This is a genomic window from Dorea sp. AM13-35 (assembly GCF_003473885.1).
Taxonomy (GTDB): Bacteria; Bacillota; Clostridia; order Lachnospirales; family Lachnospiraceae; genus Dorea_D; species Dorea_D hominis.
In genome coordinates, this window is the sequence record NZ_QUCZ01000006.1 from 46,111 (window position 1) to 61,640 (window position 15,530).

Genomic DNA, 15,530 nt, shown 5'->3' on the forward strand with positions numbered 1-15,530 from the left:
TAATAGATGTATAGCGGAAACAGCCTCGCAGGAGGCGGAAGTTACATTCAATACCAAGGAGAGGAGAAAACAAGTATGAAATCAGATGTAAAACTGACAAGCTTGACGAAGACGGCAGGGTGAGCAGCTAAGATTGGTCCTGAGACCCTTGCCCAGGTTCTGGGTAAGTTGCCGAAGTTCGAGGACAAGAACCTGATCGTAGGTATTGAGACGTCGGACGATGCCGCTATATATAAAGTGACAGATGATATTGCTATGATACAGACGGTGGATTTCTTTACACCGATCGTAGATGAGCCGTATATGTTCGGACAGATTGCAGCAGCCAATTCACTGAGTGATGTGTGGGCGATGGGAGGAGAACCGGCAGTAGCTTTGAATATTGTTGGATTCCCGAACTGCCTGGATCCAGCTATTTTAGGGGATATCCTTGCCGGAGGAGCAGACAAAGTGAAGGAAGCAGGAGCTGTTCTGGTAGGAGGACATTCGGTGCAGGATGATGAACCGAAATATGGTCTCTGTGTATCAGGCTTTGTGCATCCGGATAAGATCTTTAAGAATTACGGATGCAGACCGGGAGATATCCTGGTTTTAACGAAACAGATAGGAAGCGGAATCGTTAATACTGCGATCAAAGCAGATATGGCATCACCGGAAGCAATCAGAGAAGCGCAGACGGTTATGGCATCGCTGAATAAGAGAGGAAAACAGGCGGTTGAGAAATATGACGTCAGCGCCTGCACAGACATCACAGGATTTGGACTTCTCGGTCACTGTGTCGAGATGGCATCAGCCAGTGATGTGACATTTGAAATCAATGTTAAAGACATTGCATACCTTACCGATGCGATCGATTTCGCGAAGATGGGACTGGTCCCGGCCGGAGCATACAAGAACCGAGGATATTCTATTGGGAAAGTAGACGCAGGTTCCATTCCGGAGTATTATCTGGACCTGCTATATGACCCACAGACATCCGGCGGATTGTTAATCAGTGTGGCACCGGATAATTTGAATGAGATGCTGGCAGATTTTAAGAATGCAAGCATGGATACCACGATTTCGGTGATCGGAAAGGTTGCACCTAAGAGCGACAAGTTGATCCGACTGTTTTAAGTCAAAGAAAAAGTGGAAGGAAGAAAAATATGGACAAGAATATGTTGTATCGCAGTATCCCGAAAGTGGATGTGCTGCTTGCTGATGAGAAAGTCCAGATGTTGATAGAGACTTATAGCCGGGAGACGGTTATGGAATCCATTCATCTGGAGATGAATCGTCTGCGTGCTTATATTGCAAAATGTGAAGACGAAGAGGAAGCAAAGAGACAGATTGAAGCGTTGACGGAGAAGATCGAGCGGACAGTGTCTGCAATGCATACACCGAACATGCGCATGGTAATGAATGGTACGGGGACCATTCTCCACACCAATCTGGGAAGAGCACCGATAAGCCCGGAACATATGAAGAGGGTAGCGGCTATTGCAACAGGATATTCAAATCTGGAGTATAATCTCGAAGCCGGAAGACGTGGCGAACGTTATTCGCACTTCGAGGAATTGTTGTGCAAAATTACAGGGGCAGAGGCTGCGATGGCAGTCAATAACAACGCTGCTTCTGTTATGCTTATTTTGAGCTCGCTTGCTAAAGGAGGGGAAGTGATTGTTTCCCGTGGCGAGCTTGTAGAGATTGGCGGTAAGTTCCGCATCCCGGATGTTATGGAGCAGAGCGGGGCTTCACTTGTGGAAGTAGGAACAACCAACAAGACACACTATGATGATTATGAAGATGCGATCACAGAAGAGACAAAGGCACTTCTGAAGGTACACACAAGCAATTACCGTATTGTTGGATTTACAGATACAGTAGGGATTGATGAACTGATCCCGCTTGCGAAGGAACATGATCTTCCGGTAGTGGAAGACTTGGGAAGTGGTGTGCTCATTGATCTGGAAAGATACGGTCTGACACACGAGCCGACTGTACAGGAATCCATTGCAAAAGGTGCGGATGTTGTCTGTTTCAGTGGCGATAAATTATTGGGAGGACCACAGGCTGGTATCATTATCGGTAAGAAGAAATACATCGATATGATGAAGAAGAACCAGCTTACCCGTGCTCTCCGTATTGATAAATTTACAGCGGCAACGCTGGAACTTGTATTACAGGAATATCTGTCCGAAGAAAAGGCAGTTCAGAACATTCCTGTTCTTCGTATGATTACAAAATCATTAGACGAAGTGACTAAAGATGCTAAGAAATTATGCCGTATTTTAAAAGCGGCAAAGCTTTCTGCCGAGATCAGTGTGGTTCCACTTGAATCACAGATTGGCGGAGGTTCTCTCCCTCTGGAGCGTATCGCAAGTATGGGCGTTGCGATCAATCCTGAGAAGATCAGCATTACAGAGCTTGAAGAAAGACTGCGCCATATGCCGGTGCCGTTAATTCCGAGAACAGCAAATGACACTGTGCTGATCGATGTAAGAACGATGGATGAACAGAATTTCAAATTACTCGCTAAGCAGTTACAGGAACTGCAGGTGTTTGAAGAGAAGAGTCTGATAGAAGTACGTTAGGAGAGAATGGCTATGAAAAATATCATCATTGGAACGGCCGGGCATATAGACCATGGTAAGACGACACTCATTAAAGCACTGACCGGAAGAAATACAGACCGATGGGAAGAAGAACAGCGCCGTGGGATTACAATTGACCTCGGATTTACGTATTTTGACCTTCCGGGTGGAGATCGTGCAGGAATCATCGATGTTCCGGGACATGAGAAATTTATTAACAACATGGTTGCCGGTGTAGTAGGAATGGATCTTGTGCTGCTTGTCATTGCAGCGGACGAAGGAATCATGCCGCAGACAAGAGAGCATATGGATATTCTGAATTTATTGGGAATTGAAAAAAGTATTATTGTATTGAATAAATGTGATCTTGTAGATGAAGAGTGGCTGGAACTCGTAGAAGAAGATGTAAAAGACGAGCTGGCAGGCACATTTCTGGAAGGAGCGCCGGTGGTGGAAGTATCTGCCGCAACCGGACAGGGACTGGACAAACTGATCGATGAGATCGTGCATCTGACAAGCGATGACATTGTCCAGAAGGATATTCACACGATCCCGCGTCTTCCAATTGACCGTGCATTTACACTGTCAGGATTTGGAACGATTATCACCGGAACACTTGTATCTGGAACGATATCCAAAGAAGACACATTGGAGATGTATCCGATTGGCAAAGAATGTAAAATCCGAAGCATTCAGGTGCATGGAGAGGATAAGAAAGAATGTTACGCAGGACAGCGGGTTGCAATCAATCTTTCCAACGTTAAGAAAAAGGAGATCAAGAGAGGATGCGTGCTTGCGCCGGTCAACAGTATGAAGAATACAGATCTTCTTGATGTAAAACTGAATGTGCTGGACTCATCGTTACGCGTGCTGACCAATCATTCGCGGCTTCATTTCTTCACAGGAACAAGCGAGATTTTATGTCGTGCAGTTCTTCTTGACAAGGAAGAAATCGGACCGGGTGAGAGTGGTTATGTACAGCTTCGCCTGGAAGAAGAGATTGCAGTCAGAAGAGGAGACAAATTTGTTGTCCGCTTCTATTCACCGATGGAGACGATCGGTGGAGGCATGATCCTGGAGCCGAATCCGAAGATTAAGCGCAGATTCCAGGACGATGTCATTGAAGAACTGGAAAGAAAGGAATCTGGTTCCTCCGCAGATGTTATCGCATTGCATGCGAAAGCACACGGCGATACACTGATTTCCTGTACAGAGCTTGCGAAGCTTACTGCACTGTCACCGGAAGAAGTTGCAGAAGATGTAAAAGAGTTGGAAGAAGAGGGAACGATTTACACATTCCCGATGAGAAAAGATACTTATGTCTGGCATGCGGATTCTGAGCGTGAAGCAGCGAAGAAGCTGACGGATGCACTGGAGAAATACGAAGAAGAGCATCCATACCGTTATGGAATGAAAAAAGCAGAAGTACAGATGACTTTCTTCAAAAAAGTGAAGCCAAATGTATTTGATAAAATTATTGAAAAAGAAGAAAACGACGGACACATCAAACGTGTAGATGAATTTTTATGTACACCTGATTATGAAGTCACCAAAGATGATACTTATGAGAAAGTATCCGGAATCTATCTTGACAGCTTCCGCAAAGCAAAATATGATTTCCTGAAATATACGGAGATTGATCTTGGAAAAGTCAGTCGGGAGATCGGAGACGATATATTAAATATTTTGCTGGAAGAAGGAAAGATTGTCAAAGTTACAGATGACATGTATACGCTTACTGAATATATGGATAAAGCGAAGGAAATCATCTTAGCAAAACTGTCGGAAGATCCGATCATTACAATTGCACAGGTAAGAGACATTTTTGATACGAGCAGAAAAAGTGCAAAACCTATTCTGGAGTATATGGACAGTATCAAAGTAACGAAAAAAACCGGTGCAGAGAGTGAAAGGGTGGCGTACTAATGAATCTGAAACAGTTAGAAGCGTTTGTAAAAGTAGCAGAAGGTGGTAGTTTTTCGAAAGCGGCAAAAGATCTGTTCCTGACACAGCCGACGATCAGTGCACATATTTCATCGCTGGAGAAAGAATTAAACGCAAGATTATTCGTAAGAAATACAAAAGAAGTAAGTCTGTCTGATGACGGCACAGAATTATACAAATATGCAAAGCAGATGATCGATCTGCAGAAGAAGATAGAAGAGAGTTTTGGAACGGAAAAAGGTGAGAAAAAACATGGAATTACAATTGCAGCTTCCACAATTCCGGCACAGCATCTTCTCCCAAAAGCACTTATGAGTTTTAATGCGCGTTATCCGGATGAACAAATTAAAATTGTTGAGACAGATAGCAGCAAAGTGGTACAGCAGATTATTGATCATATGGCAGATGTCGGATTTACCGGAACGGTTCTGGAAAAGAAACATTGCAAATATATTCCGTTCTATAAGGACGAATTGGTAATTATTACGCCGAATACAGAAAGATATCAGAAACTGCAGAAGATGGATCCGGAAGATATTTCCTGGATGAAAGAGGAACATGTGATCATGCGTGAGGAAGGATCCGGAACACGTAAGGAAGCAGAGAATCAGTTAAAAGATGCCGGAATCAAGATGACAGACCTGGACATCATTGCAAGTATTGAGAATCAGGAGACAATCAAGAAGTCTGTCAGACAGGGAATGGGAATTTCTGTATTATCAAAGCTGGCAACAAAAGATGAAGTGGCAGCAGGGTTTCTCCTTGCATTCCCTATTCCGGAGAGTGATGACGGCAGAGATATCAATCTTGTATATAATAAGAATTATCAGCTATCAAGAAGTGCAGAGCGTTTTGTGAAAATTGTAAAAGAAGTTTATGGGCTTGAAAGCCATGAACTTAAGAAAGAACAGGGCGAGAAAGCGGTGTAATGACGAGACTAATAGATGGGATCTATAAAGTGACACGAACATATAATATATCTATTAGACGGGAGAATTAAAAACAAGTATACTAAGAGCAGACGGTTATCCGCCTGTATGAGAGGATAAGAGTTATGATTTATTTGGATAATGCAGCTACAACAATGCATAAGCCACAGGAAGTGATTGATGCAGTTGTGCAGGCAATGAGTTCAATGGGCAATGCCGGAAGAGGGGCGAATGAAGCGTCTTTAAGTGCGGCAAGAGTGATTTATGATACGAGAGATCAGTTATGCCGTTTCTTTGGTGCAGAGAATCCGAAGCAGATTGCATTTACAGCAAATTCAACGGAGAGTCTTAACATTGCGATCAAAGGATTGCTGAATCCGGGAGATCATGTGATTACAACGATGTTGGAGCATAATTCAGTATTACGTCCTCTGTATGAGATGCAGGAAAAAGGAGTGAAACTTACGATTGTGAAAAGCAATCCGAAAGGGACTCTTGATATCCGTGATATAGAAGATGCGATCACACCTGAGACGAAGATGATTATTTGTACAAATGGATCGAATCTGACAGGAAATTATATCCCATTACAACCGATTGGCGATATGGCGAAAGAACATGGTGTATTGTTTGTTGTTGATGCGTCACAGACTGCAGGAATATTTCCGATAGATGTGCAGAAGATGCATATCGATGTTCTTTGCTTTACGGGGCATAAAGGACTGCTGGGACCACAGGGAACAGGTGGAATTTATGTGAGAGAAGGACTGGAAGTCAGACCGCTGAAGGTTGGCGGAAGTGGTGTGCAGACATACAATAAAAAACATCCGGTGCAGATGCCGACTGCGCTTGAAGCGGGGACACTCAATGGACATGGAATTGCAGGCCTTCATGCAGCCATGGACTATCTGGAGAGAACAGGCGTGGATGCAATACGCGCCCGTGAACAAGAACTGATGTGGCGTTTTTATAATGGCGTAAAAGATGTGCCGGGTGTAACAATATACGGCGACTTCGATACGAAGGAGCGTTGCGCGATCGTGACACTGAATATCGGTGATTACGATTCCGCAGAAGTCAGTGATGAACTTCTTACTGAATATGGTATTTCAACAAGACCAGGTGGGCATTGTGCACCGCTTATGCATGAAGCACTTGGAACGGTTGAACAGGGAGCTGTAAGATTCAGCTTTTCCCATTATAATACAGACGAGGAAGTGGATACTGCAATTCGTGCGATCCACGAACTGGCAGAAGACGAGTAAGAGGAGTAGTGAGACTGACATGAGAAAAAAAGAAATGAAACTTATAATTACATTCCATACAACAGCAGATGCTATGGCTATGGAAAAGGCTTGTAAAGAGCAGAATGTTCCGGGAAGGATTATTCCGGTGCCGCGTGCGATATCAGCGGGATGCGGACTTTCCTGGTGCGCGAACCTGGATGAACGTGACCAGATCAAAGCGATGATGGAGAAGAACGGGATTCAGGAAGAAAATATGCATGAGTGTCTTGTATAAGTATACTACAACATAACTAACAACAGGAAAAGAGCAGATGGAAAACCATCTGCTCTTTTCCTGTTGTTATAAAATTTTAAACTCCTTCGACAAAGGTATCCAAGACATGCGGTAACAGCTTGTCACTATAGTCTGTCAGATCAAATTTGCCTTTAAATAATGCCCAGTCGTAAAGAATGGCACGTTCATACATAGCATAGATATTTACTAATTCTTCAGTTGTGCTGGTGTTCTTGAACTCCCCATTATCTAAAGCTGTCTGAATAATCTCTGTGATCCATGTGAAATAAAAACGCTTGTGATCAGACAGAGATTTTTTGTCTTTGGTGATCAACTGAGAAGAATACAGGTAAGCAAGAAGCTTGATATCCACACTTGTCTTGATCATATAAAATAATTCATGATTCAGGAAAAGCAATTTGTCATAAGCAGACAATGCAGGATCGATCACACCATATAATTCTTCGTATTTCTGGTCAAAGAGATAAGATAAACTGTTTAACAAAGCTTCCTTCCCTTTGAAATAATGATAAAAAGTACCTTTGGAAGTCTTGGATGCTGCTATGATATCCTCGACAGTGGTATCTTCATAACCATTTTTGAAAAATAAATTCCATGCAGCTTTAACAATGCGGCTCTTTGTGGATTGTCTTTTCCTTGGCATACGATGTTTCCTTTCCTCGTTGTTATATGAGCGGTAAATTCCGTGAAATGTGATTTATCGCTGGTTAGCAGTGGAGATGTAGCCGTGCTGTCATGATACATTTTCTATACTGCTATAATAAAACAAGAGAGAACCAAGAAACAGGTTCTCTCCCGTAAATATAATCTGATGAATAATTATCCGATAAGGAAACCGTATTTTAACGGATCGTCTCCATCGATAATATATGTAGCAACACCTGTCAGGTAAGCTGTACCTGTAACCATTGGAATAACTGCATCGTAATCACCGATCTTAGTTTCTTCTTTGATTACACCTTTGAAACGTGTTCCCATGAAGCTTTCGTAAATGAATTCTTCTCCAACGCCAAGCTCACCCCATTTATGAAGTGTAGCAAGTTTAGCACTTGTACCTGTTCCGCAAGGTGAACGGTCAGCCTGAGCATCACCGAATACTACAACGTTTCTCATAGTAGCCTGATCCGGATTTGGTGTTGGTCCGTAGAACTCAACAAGGTCAACTTCTGTGATGTCAAGTGTTGGGTGCTGAATCTTAACTTCAGCATTGATCTTATCACGCATCTTCATTCCGAGAGCTGTGTATGCCGGAACTGTCTTGGCATTGATTTCTCCGATGTCAAGCTTAGTTGTATCAACTAATGCGAAGAAACTTCCACCGAATGAAATAGTATAAGGAATGTCTACTCCGTCAATATTAACTGTTAAGTTGTCTTTGTAAACGAATGCAGGTACATTTGTAAGTGTAACACCTGTAACTTTTCCGTTCTCTACCACAGCTGTTGTACGAATGATTCCTGCAGGAGCTTCCAGAACAACTTCGTTTTCACCTTCGTGGGATTCAACGAGTCCTGCTTCGATTGCAACAGTAACGGAACCGATTGTACAATGTCCGCACATGTTCAGATATCCGCCTGTATCCATGAAGATAACTCCCAGATCTGCTTCGTCGCTGACTGGTTTGCATAAGAAACCGCCAAACATATCGTGGTGTCCTCTAGGCTCCAGCATCAGAGCTGTACGAACGTGATCGTAATTCTCCTCCATCCATTTTTTCTTTTCAATCATAGTGTTGCCTTCCGGCTCTGGAAATCCCCCGATTACCATACGGCAAAATTCTCCGGCTGTATGTGCGTCAACAACCTGAAGTGCTGCCTCGTAGTTTGCAAAATTCACATTTGCTTTTAACTCCATAATTAGTCCCTCCTTAATATGAGATATTGAATAATTATTATTTATAGAAAACCTCTATAAATTTTATAAAAACACATAGAAACCCCGAGTTTGCAATGTGCCTTTTTTAAAATAGACTCAAAAAAATGAGAGCAAATTCAGTGATAAACACGAATAATTATACAAAAGTACGATATAAAATTAACAAATAGACTGTATTCTAGTACCGCGTTTAATCTCTTGCTTCTATTATCTACGAAAACCCTTGAAAAGTCAATGCTTTTTTGATATTATAAATTTAAATAAAAAGTGTTGAAAAATAACGAATATTGTGCTATTCTTAACAAGCGAATGAAAAGCGTATAATATGGGGGTAGATGGGTGACTGGTGTGCCTCCTAGTCTTCAAAACTAGTGTGGGGCGTTAAGAGCGTCCTGGGTGGGTTCGATTCCCACATGCCTCCGCCAGAAGAAGTGCAGCTATGTTACGTTAAAAAAATAACTTATAGAAAGCATCTATGAATAAAGGAATGTGGCGAGCTGAACAACGGATAAAAAAAGAATAATAATGATTATACAATTTATATTCTCACAGCAGAAAGCTGGAGAGTATGCATTATCTACATATTATATTAAAAGTTTAAAAGTCAGAAGAACAGAATGTAACAGCGAAGTTAAGTCAGAATAAGTAAACGAACTATGGTATAGGTTTCGTTTTTTACTTATATATAAAAGAAAAGGAGAGAATAGTGTCATGGGAAAAGTACAGATTTTATTACGTCAGCATGTTGGCGCACCGTGTGCACCGTGCGTTGAAGTTGGGGCGGATGTAAAAAAAGGTACACTGATTGCTACACCGACTGGACTTGGAGCTAACATCTATGCCAGTGTATACGGAAAAGTAACAGAGATTACAGATGACAGAATCATCATTGAAGCTGCAGATGAGCAGCCGGATGAATTCGTGCCGATCGATGTGCCGGAAGATGCAAGTAAACTGGATATGGTAAAAGCAGCCGGAGTAGTTGGAATGGGAGGAGCTGGATTCCCGACAGGAGTTAAGCTTAACATTAACTTGGCAGAGACTCCGATGGGAGAGATTAATCCGGAGATCAACCCGGAACTGTCAAAGGATTTCAGCATCGACTGTGGATATATCCTGATCAATGCTGCTGAGTGTGAACCGGGACTGGAGCACAATACACAGCAGATTGAGACACAGACAGATAAAGTAATCCGCGGTATCAAATACTGCATGGAAATCACACATGCTGAGAAGACGATTATCGCAATTAAGAAAAAACATCACAAAGCAATCAAAGCTCTGCAGAAAGCTCTTGAGAAGGAGTCTGCTATTACAATGCATCTGCTTCCGGATATTTATCCAATGGGAGAAGAACGTGCGGTAGTAAGAGAGTGTCTGGGTGTGAACCTTGATACAACTCAGCTTCCATCAGCTGCAAGAGCAGTAGTTGTAAATGTTGAGACTGCCTGTCGAGTTGCAGAAGCAATCGATGAGAAGAGACCATGTATCAGCAAGAACTTAACGGTTCGCGGAAAACTGAACGGTGGTAATGCAGCACACGTATATATGGATGTGCCGGTCGGTGTAAGCGTTGGCGAACTGATCGAGAAAGCAGGTGGAATTGATGGCAAATACGGTGAGATCATCATGGGAGGAGCCTTCACAGGTAAATCTACAGAATTAGATGCACCGATTACCAAGACAACAGGAGCAATTCTTGTAACTGTTGAATTCCCGGATCTTCACGGAGCTAATGTAGGTATATTAGTATGTGCCTGCGGTGGTAGTGAAGAACGTATGAGAGAGATCGCTAAGAAGATGAACGGAAACGTTGTTTCTATGTGCAGATGTAAACAGGCGATCGAGAATAAACCGGGTGCACCACTGAAGTGCTTAAGACCTGGTAACTGCCCTGGACAGGTTAAGAACAACCTGCAGTTCAAGAAAGACAAATGTGAATATATCATCATCGGTAACTGCTCTGACTGCTCTAACACAGTTATGGCATCCGGACCGAAGATGGGCTTGAAAGTATTCCATCAGACAGACCATGTTATGAGAACAGTCGGACATCCACTGTACAGAACTCTGAGAGTTTCTAAACAGGTAAGTCAGGATATTGACTTTTAATCACATTCTATTTTAGGTAATACCGTCACGTACAGGCAAGGGCCTTAGACCCCCGATTCTTCGGCCTGGGGAAAAAGAGACTAATCTCTCTGCCGGGCGTGGCTGTATATATACATTACTATGTGCGATAAAGCACAGGTAGATTTTTTCAACCAATACAAGGAGGGAAACAATATGTCAATCACAGCTGAAACAGCTAAAGAACATGCTCATGATCCTGCGGTATTATGCTGTAGAGCAGAAGCTGGCATCACAATTGAACCAGCTAATCTGGAAGATCCGGCTATCTTTGATGATTTGGTAGATTCAGGATTATTAAATCTGGATGGATGCCTGACAATCGAAGAGGTATTAGGAGCAAAACTTACAAAAACTTGTGATTCTCTTTGCCCGTTAACAAATGATGTCCTGGATGGTGTGAAAGCACCTACAACAGAGGCACCGGCAGAGGAAGTTGCAGAGGCACCGGCAGAGGAAGCAGCACCAGTTGCAGCAGCACCGGTTGCAGGTGGAACATTAAAGATTCATATCGGAGAAGGAAAAGATATCAATCTTGAGATCCCGGTTGGAGCTCTTGGAGCATCAGGAGCAGCGGTAGCAGAAGTTCCAGCAGGAGCAGCTACAGCAGACACAGCAGCTGCAGCAGACGCTGACGTAGAAAAAGTTGCTGGTGAATTAACAAGAAAACATTTCAAGATCACAGAAGTTAAGAGAGGACCGGAGACAAAGATCGAAGGAACAACTCTTTACATCCGTGAAGGAATTGAAGCAGACGTTATTGCTAATCAGGAATTAGTTAAAGATTTCCATCTGGAAATTATCACTCCTGATAAATATCACACATATTCAGAAACTATCATGGATGTTCAGCCAATCGCTACAAAAGAAGGCGATTCAATCATCGGTGAAGGTGTTACAAGAGTACTTGATGGCGTTGTTATGATGCTGACTGGTACAGATGAAGGCGGAGTTCAGATTGGTGAGTTCGGTTCTTCAGAAGGATACCTTGATGAGAACATCATGTGGGGACGTCCGGGTTGCCCAGATAAAGGAGAGATCTTTATCAAAGGTAACATCGTAATCCAGGAGAAGACAAACATGGAGCGTCGTGGACCTATGGCTGCTCATACAGCATTTGACATCGTTACACAGGAAATCCGTGAAGTAATGAAAGAGTTAGATGAAAGCCTTGTAGCAGATACAGAGGAATTGAAATCTATCCGTCGTCCTGGAAAGAAAAAAGTTGTAATTGTTAAGGAAATCATGGGACAGGGAGCTATGCATGATAACTTCATCCTTCCTGTAGAACCTGTTGGTATCCTTGGCGCAAGAGCTAACGTAGACTTAGGAAACGTTCCGATCTGCGTATCTCCGCTGGAAGTACTGGATGGATGTATCCATGCATTAACATGTATCGGACCTGCATCTAAAGAGATGTCCAGACATTATTGGAGAGAGCCTCTTGTACTGGAAGCACTTCATGATCCGGAAGTTGACCTTTGCGGAGTTGTATTTGTAGGATCTCCTCAGATCAATGCTGAGAAGTTCTATGTATCTCGTCGTGTAGGTCATACAGTAGAGATGATGGATGCGGATGGTGCTTTCGTTACAACAGAAGGTTTCGGAAATAACCACATTGACTTCGCAAGTCATATCGAGCAGATCGGTATGAGAGGTGTTCCGACAGTAGGTATGTCTTACTGTGCAGTACAGGGAGCACTTGTTGTTGGTAATAAACACATGCAGTACATGGTTGATAACAACAAATCTGAGTCCGGTATTGAGAACGAAGTACTTGGTTGCAATACTCTTTGCCAGGAAGATGCAATCCGTGCACTTGCTATGCTGAAGACAGCAATGGCTGGTGAAGAAGTAAAAGCTGCTGAGAAGAAATGGAATCCAAACGTTAAATCTACAAACGTTGAGCTGATTGAAGAAGCTTATGGCAAGAAAGTTGATCTTGTTGACAATGAGCAGGCACTTCCGATGAGCCAGAAACGTAAAGAAAAATACGATTAATTCCGGGTGACCGTGAATGAATAATGAGCGTTTGAATTATGGAGACAGAATCATTTATATGGAGGGTGTTGTAGTTGACGTTGATGATTGCAGCATCAGCATAGACCTGAAAGGTCGTTTGGGATTCTTCAAAGCTCCGAAGAGAATGTTTATCTGTGATACCGAGCCAAAAGTTGGTCAGGAATTCGGATGGAACATGAGTTTTCCGGAACAATTAGGACCTGAAGTAAATGATAAATATGTCAGTAACATAGAAAAAGAACGACGCAAACAAGAAGAAATGCGCGCACGTTTGGATGATAATAAGGAGGATTAAAAATGAGTTTAACGGTTGTTAAAGGCTTACAGTCTGAAATATTCGTTCCTATTACTCCACCGGCTGTATGGGCTCCTGTAACAAAAGAGCTGAAAGATATGTCTATCGCTCTTGCTACAGCAGCAGGTGTTCATAAGAAGAGTCAGGAGAGATTCAACCTTGCAGGTGACTTCACTTGGAGAAAGATAGAGAACACTACACCATCAAGCGATCTGATGGTATCCCATGGTGGATATGATAACAGTGATGTTAACAAAGACATCAACTGTATGTTCCCGATTGACAGAATTCATGAATTAGCAGCAGAAGGATTTATCAGAGCTTGTGCTCCGGTACATGCTGGATTCATGGGTGGTGGCGGAAACCAGGAGAAATTTAAACATGAAACTGGTCCGGCTGTCGCTGAAATGTTCAAAAATGAGGATGTTGATGCAGTAATCCTCACAGCTGGTTGAGGTACTTGCCACCGCTCTGCAGTATTGGTGCAGAGAGCGATTGAAGAAGCTGGAATTCCTACAATTATTATTGCAGCTCTTCCACCAGTTGTTCGTCAGACTGGTACTCCTCGTGCAGTAGCTCCGCTGGTACCTATGGGTGCTAATGCTGGTGGACCGCACAATGTAGAACAGCAGACACAGATTGTAAAAGCAACTCTGGAGCAGTTAGAGAAAATCCAGACACCTGGAACTATTGTTCCGTTGCCATACGAGTATGTAGCTAAAATCTAATTTAAGCTAAAAGGGGCAGATGCGTTTAGCGCATCTGCCTTTTTTATAAAGACACATTTGCTTTTATAAAAATATAAAGAATAGATTAAAAAAGAAAAAATAATTGCATGATAATTTGTTGGAAGTTCGTAGAATTTATTGTATAATAAATATATAATGTGAAAACATTGACGAGAAAAATATGGAGGTAACGAAGATGGCTGAAAAAGAGATTAATTTACGTCGCCTTGTTATCAAAGCCTTTCATATGACGGATGTTGAATGGGGCGATGAAAACAATATTACAACGGATGGCCATATGACTGTCAGCAAGGGGATGCTGGAACAGTTGACAGCAGAAGATGATTGCATTGAGAAGATTGATATCCAGATTATCAAACCGGGAGATCATGATCGCTGGACGAACACGATTATGGATATTATCCCGATTTCTACAAAGGTTCTTGGAAAGTTGGGAGAAGGTATTACACATACGGTAACAGGTGTATATGTAATGTTGACAGGTGTAGATGTGGATGGCAAGCAATGTCATGAATTCGGATCGTCAGAGGGTAATCTGAAAGATCAGTTATATTTGAATCGAGCTGGTACACCGGGAGATGATGATTATATTATTTCCTTTGACGTTACATTTGCATCAGGTATGGGGCAAGAAAGACATGGACCATTTACTGCACACAGACTTTGCGATAAATTTATTCAGACCTATCGTGAAAAACTGAAAAAGTTTAAAGGTGAGAAATGCACAGAAAGACATGAATATCATGATAAAGTAAGACCTGGAAAGAAGAGAGTGGTGATTATTCGTCAAGTAGCAGGCCAGGGAGCAATGTACGATACGCATCTGTTTCCGGATGAACCGTCAGGGGTTGAAGGTGGTAAATCAATCATTGAAATGGGCAATATGCCGGTCATGATCACTCCGAATGAGTATCGTGATGGTATTATTCGCTCTATGCAGTAGGAGGTGTTAGTATGGGAATTGGACCGTCAACAAAGGAAACATCGTTACATCACTTCAGAGATCCGTTATTGGAAGTAGTGGCTGAAGATACAGATTTGGACCTGATGGGACTTATTATTGTAGGTACACCGGATGATAACAAAGACAAGATCCGTGTGGGTACAAGAGCTGCTGCTATGGCAGAGATGATGCGGGCAGATGGCGTAATTATTTCATCTGATGGATGGGGCAACAGTGATGTAGACTTTACAAATACATGTGAGCAGTTAGGCATCCGTGATATTCCGGTTACCGGACTGAATTTCAGCGGAACTGTAGCACAGTTTGTTGTTGTTAATGACTATCTGGATGGTATCGTGGATATCAATAAGAGTGCGGATGGTACAGAGACAGACGTTGTAGGCGAGAATAATATGGTCAAACTGGACTGCCTGAAAGCGAAAGCTTTGCTGAAATTGAAGATGCGCCAGAAAGAGCAGCGCCGGGAGTAGATATATATATGGAATGCCGTTCGGACAAAAGATGTAT

The 15,530-nt window shown here is 42.6% G+C and carries 14 protein-coding genes and 1 tRNA gene; 13 read left to right on the plus strand and 2 right to left on the minus strand.

Features of this window, described 5'->3' with window-relative positions; all coding sequences use genetic code 11:
* Positions 1-75: 75 nt before the first annotated feature.
* From selD to DW152_RS07960, 6 genes are all read left to right on the plus strand, one after another.
* A complete protein-coding gene (gene selD / locus DW152_RS07935) occupies positions 76-1,116 on the plus strand; it encodes a selenide, water dikinase SelD (protein WP_186855938.1) in 1,041 nt (346 codons plus the stop codon).
* Positions 1,117-1,145: 29 nt separating this feature from the next.
* Positions 1,146-2,573: an L-seryl-tRNA(Sec) selenium transferase gene (gene selA, locus DW152_RS07940; protein ID WP_021859790.1), complete on the plus strand. Its 1,428-nt coding sequence runs from the start codon at positions 1,146-1,148 to the stop codon at positions 2,571-2,573.
* Between the two features lie 12 nt (positions 2,574-2,585).
* Positions 2,586-4,499, plus strand: a complete 1,914-nt coding sequence (gene selB / locus DW152_RS07945) for a selenocysteine-specific translation elongation factor (RefSeq protein ID WP_118288363.1) — start codon at positions 2,586-2,588, stop codon at positions 4,497-4,499.
* A complete protein-coding gene (locus DW152_RS07950; RefSeq protein WP_118288364.1) occupies positions 4,499-5,446 on the plus strand; it encodes a selenium metabolism-associated LysR family transcriptional regulator in 948 nt (315 codons plus the stop codon). The genes selB and DW152_RS07950 overlap by 1 nt, the downstream gene beginning before the upstream one ends.
* Positions 5,447-5,571: 125 nt before the next feature.
* Positions 5,572-6,711, plus strand: coding sequence for an aminotransferase class V-fold PLP-dependent enzyme (locus DW152_RS07955; protein ID WP_021859787.1), 1,140 nt, complete (start codon positions 5,572-5,574; stop codon positions 6,709-6,711).
* A gap of 19 nt (positions 6,712-6,730) precedes the next feature.
* Entirely contained in the window at positions 6,731-6,967 is a 237-nt protein-coding gene (locus DW152_RS07960; protein WP_021859786.1) for a DUF3343 domain-containing protein, read from the plus strand.
* Positions 6,968-7,043: 76 nt separating this feature from the next.
* Here the strand turns inward: DW152_RS07960 and DW152_RS07965 are convergent, their stop codons facing one another.
* Complete coding sequence (locus DW152_RS07965; RefSeq protein ID WP_021859785.1) at positions 7,044-7,631, minus strand: TetR/AcrR family transcriptional regulator; 588 nt, start codon at positions 7,629-7,631, stop codon at positions 7,044-7,046.
* A 176-nt stretch (positions 7,632-7,807) separates the two neighbouring features.
* Positions 7,808-8,842, minus strand: a complete 1,035-nt coding sequence (locus tag DW152_RS07970; RefSeq protein WP_021859784.1) for a proline racemase family protein — start codon at positions 8,840-8,842, stop codon at positions 7,808-7,810.
* Positions 8,843-9,190: 348 nt separating this feature from the next.
* On the opposite strand from DW152_RS07970, the gene DW152_RS13260 reads away from it, so the two are divergent.
* From DW152_RS13260 to DW152_RS08000, 7 genes are all read left to right on the plus strand, one after another.
* A tRNA-Sec gene (locus DW152_RS13260) sits at positions 9,191-9,288 on the plus strand.
* A 286-nt stretch (positions 9,289-9,574) separates the two neighbouring features.
* On the plus strand, positions 9,575-10,975 hold the full coding sequence (locus DW152_RS07975; RefSeq protein WP_118288365.1) for a proline reductase-associated electron transfer protein PrdC: 1,401 nt from the start codon (positions 9,575-9,577) through the stop codon (positions 10,973-10,975).
* Between the two features lie 174 nt (positions 10,976-11,149).
* Complete coding sequence (gene prdA / locus DW152_RS07980) at positions 11,150-12,994, plus strand: D-proline reductase (dithiol) proprotein PrdA (protein WP_118288366.1); 1,845 nt, start codon at positions 11,150-11,152, stop codon at positions 12,992-12,994.
* Between the two features lie 16 nt (positions 12,995-13,010).
* Complete coding sequence (locus DW152_RS07985) at positions 13,011-13,310, plus strand: CBO2463/CBO2479 domain-containing protein (protein ID WP_021859781.1); 300 nt, start codon at positions 13,011-13,013, stop codon at positions 13,308-13,310.
* A 2-nt stretch (positions 13,311-13,312) separates the two neighbouring features.
* Complete coding sequence (prdB, locus tag DW152_RS07990) at positions 13,313-14,038, plus strand: D-proline reductase (dithiol) protein PrdB (RefSeq protein WP_118288367.1); 726 nt, start codon at positions 13,313-13,315, stop codon at positions 14,036-14,038.
* Positions 14,039-14,234: 196 nt separating this feature from the next.
* Positions 14,235-15,002, plus strand: coding sequence for a proline reductase cluster protein PrdD (prdD, locus tag DW152_RS07995; RefSeq protein ID WP_021859779.1), 768 nt, complete (start codon positions 14,235-14,237; stop codon positions 15,000-15,002).
* Between the two features lie 11 nt (positions 15,003-15,013).
* The gene (locus DW152_RS08000; protein WP_021859778.1) at positions 15,014-15,493 is read left to right on the plus strand and encodes a glycine/sarcosine/betaine reductase component B subunit; all 480 of its coding nucleotides are present in this window, start codon (positions 15,014-15,016) and stop codon (positions 15,491-15,493) included.
* Positions 15,494-15,530 lie beyond the last annotated feature (37 nt).

Bases quoted from the DNA above. Each gene is read 5' to 3' on its own strand.
- selA (WP_021859790.1), top strand. From the start codon at position 1,146: ATGGACAAGAATATGTTGTATCGCAGTATCCCGAAAGTGGATGTGCTG.
- selB (WP_118288363.1), top strand. From the start codon at position 2,586: ATGAAAAATATCATCATTGGAACGGCCGGGCATATAGACCATGGTAAG.
- DW152_RS07950 (WP_118288364.1), top strand. From the start codon at position 4,499: ATGAATCTGAAACAGTTAGAAGCGTTTGTAAAAGTAGCAGAAGGTGGT.
- DW152_RS07955 (WP_021859787.1), top strand. From the start codon at position 5,572: ATGATTTATTTGGATAATGCAGCTACAACAATGCATAAGCCACAGGAA.
- DW152_RS07960 (WP_021859786.1), top strand. From the start codon at position 6,731: ATGAGAAAAAAAGAAATGAAACTTATAATTACATTCCATACAACAGCA.
- DW152_RS07965 (WP_021859785.1), bottom strand. From the start codon at position 7,631: ATGCCAAGGAAAAGACAATCCACAAAGAGCCGCATTGTTAAAGCTGCA.
- DW152_RS07970 (WP_021859784.1), bottom strand. From the start codon at position 8,842: ATGGAGTTAAAAGCAAATGTGAATTTTGCAAACTACGAGGCAGCACTT.
- DW152_RS07975 (WP_118288365.1), top strand. From the start codon at position 9,575: ATGGGAAAAGTACAGATTTTATTACGTCAGCATGTTGGCGCACCGTGT.
- prdA (WP_118288366.1), top strand. From the start codon at position 11,150: ATGTCAATCACAGCTGAAACAGCTAAAGAACATGCTCATGATCCTGCG.
- DW152_RS07985 (WP_021859781.1), top strand. From the start codon at position 13,011: ATGAATAATGAGCGTTTGAATTATGGAGACAGAATCATTTATATGGAG.
- prdD (WP_021859779.1), top strand. From the start codon at position 14,235: ATGGCTGAAAAAGAGATTAATTTACGTCGCCTTGTTATCAAAGCCTTT.
- DW152_RS08000 (WP_021859778.1), top strand. From the start codon at position 15,014: ATGGGAATTGGACCGTCAACAAAGGAAACATCGTTACATCACTTCAGA.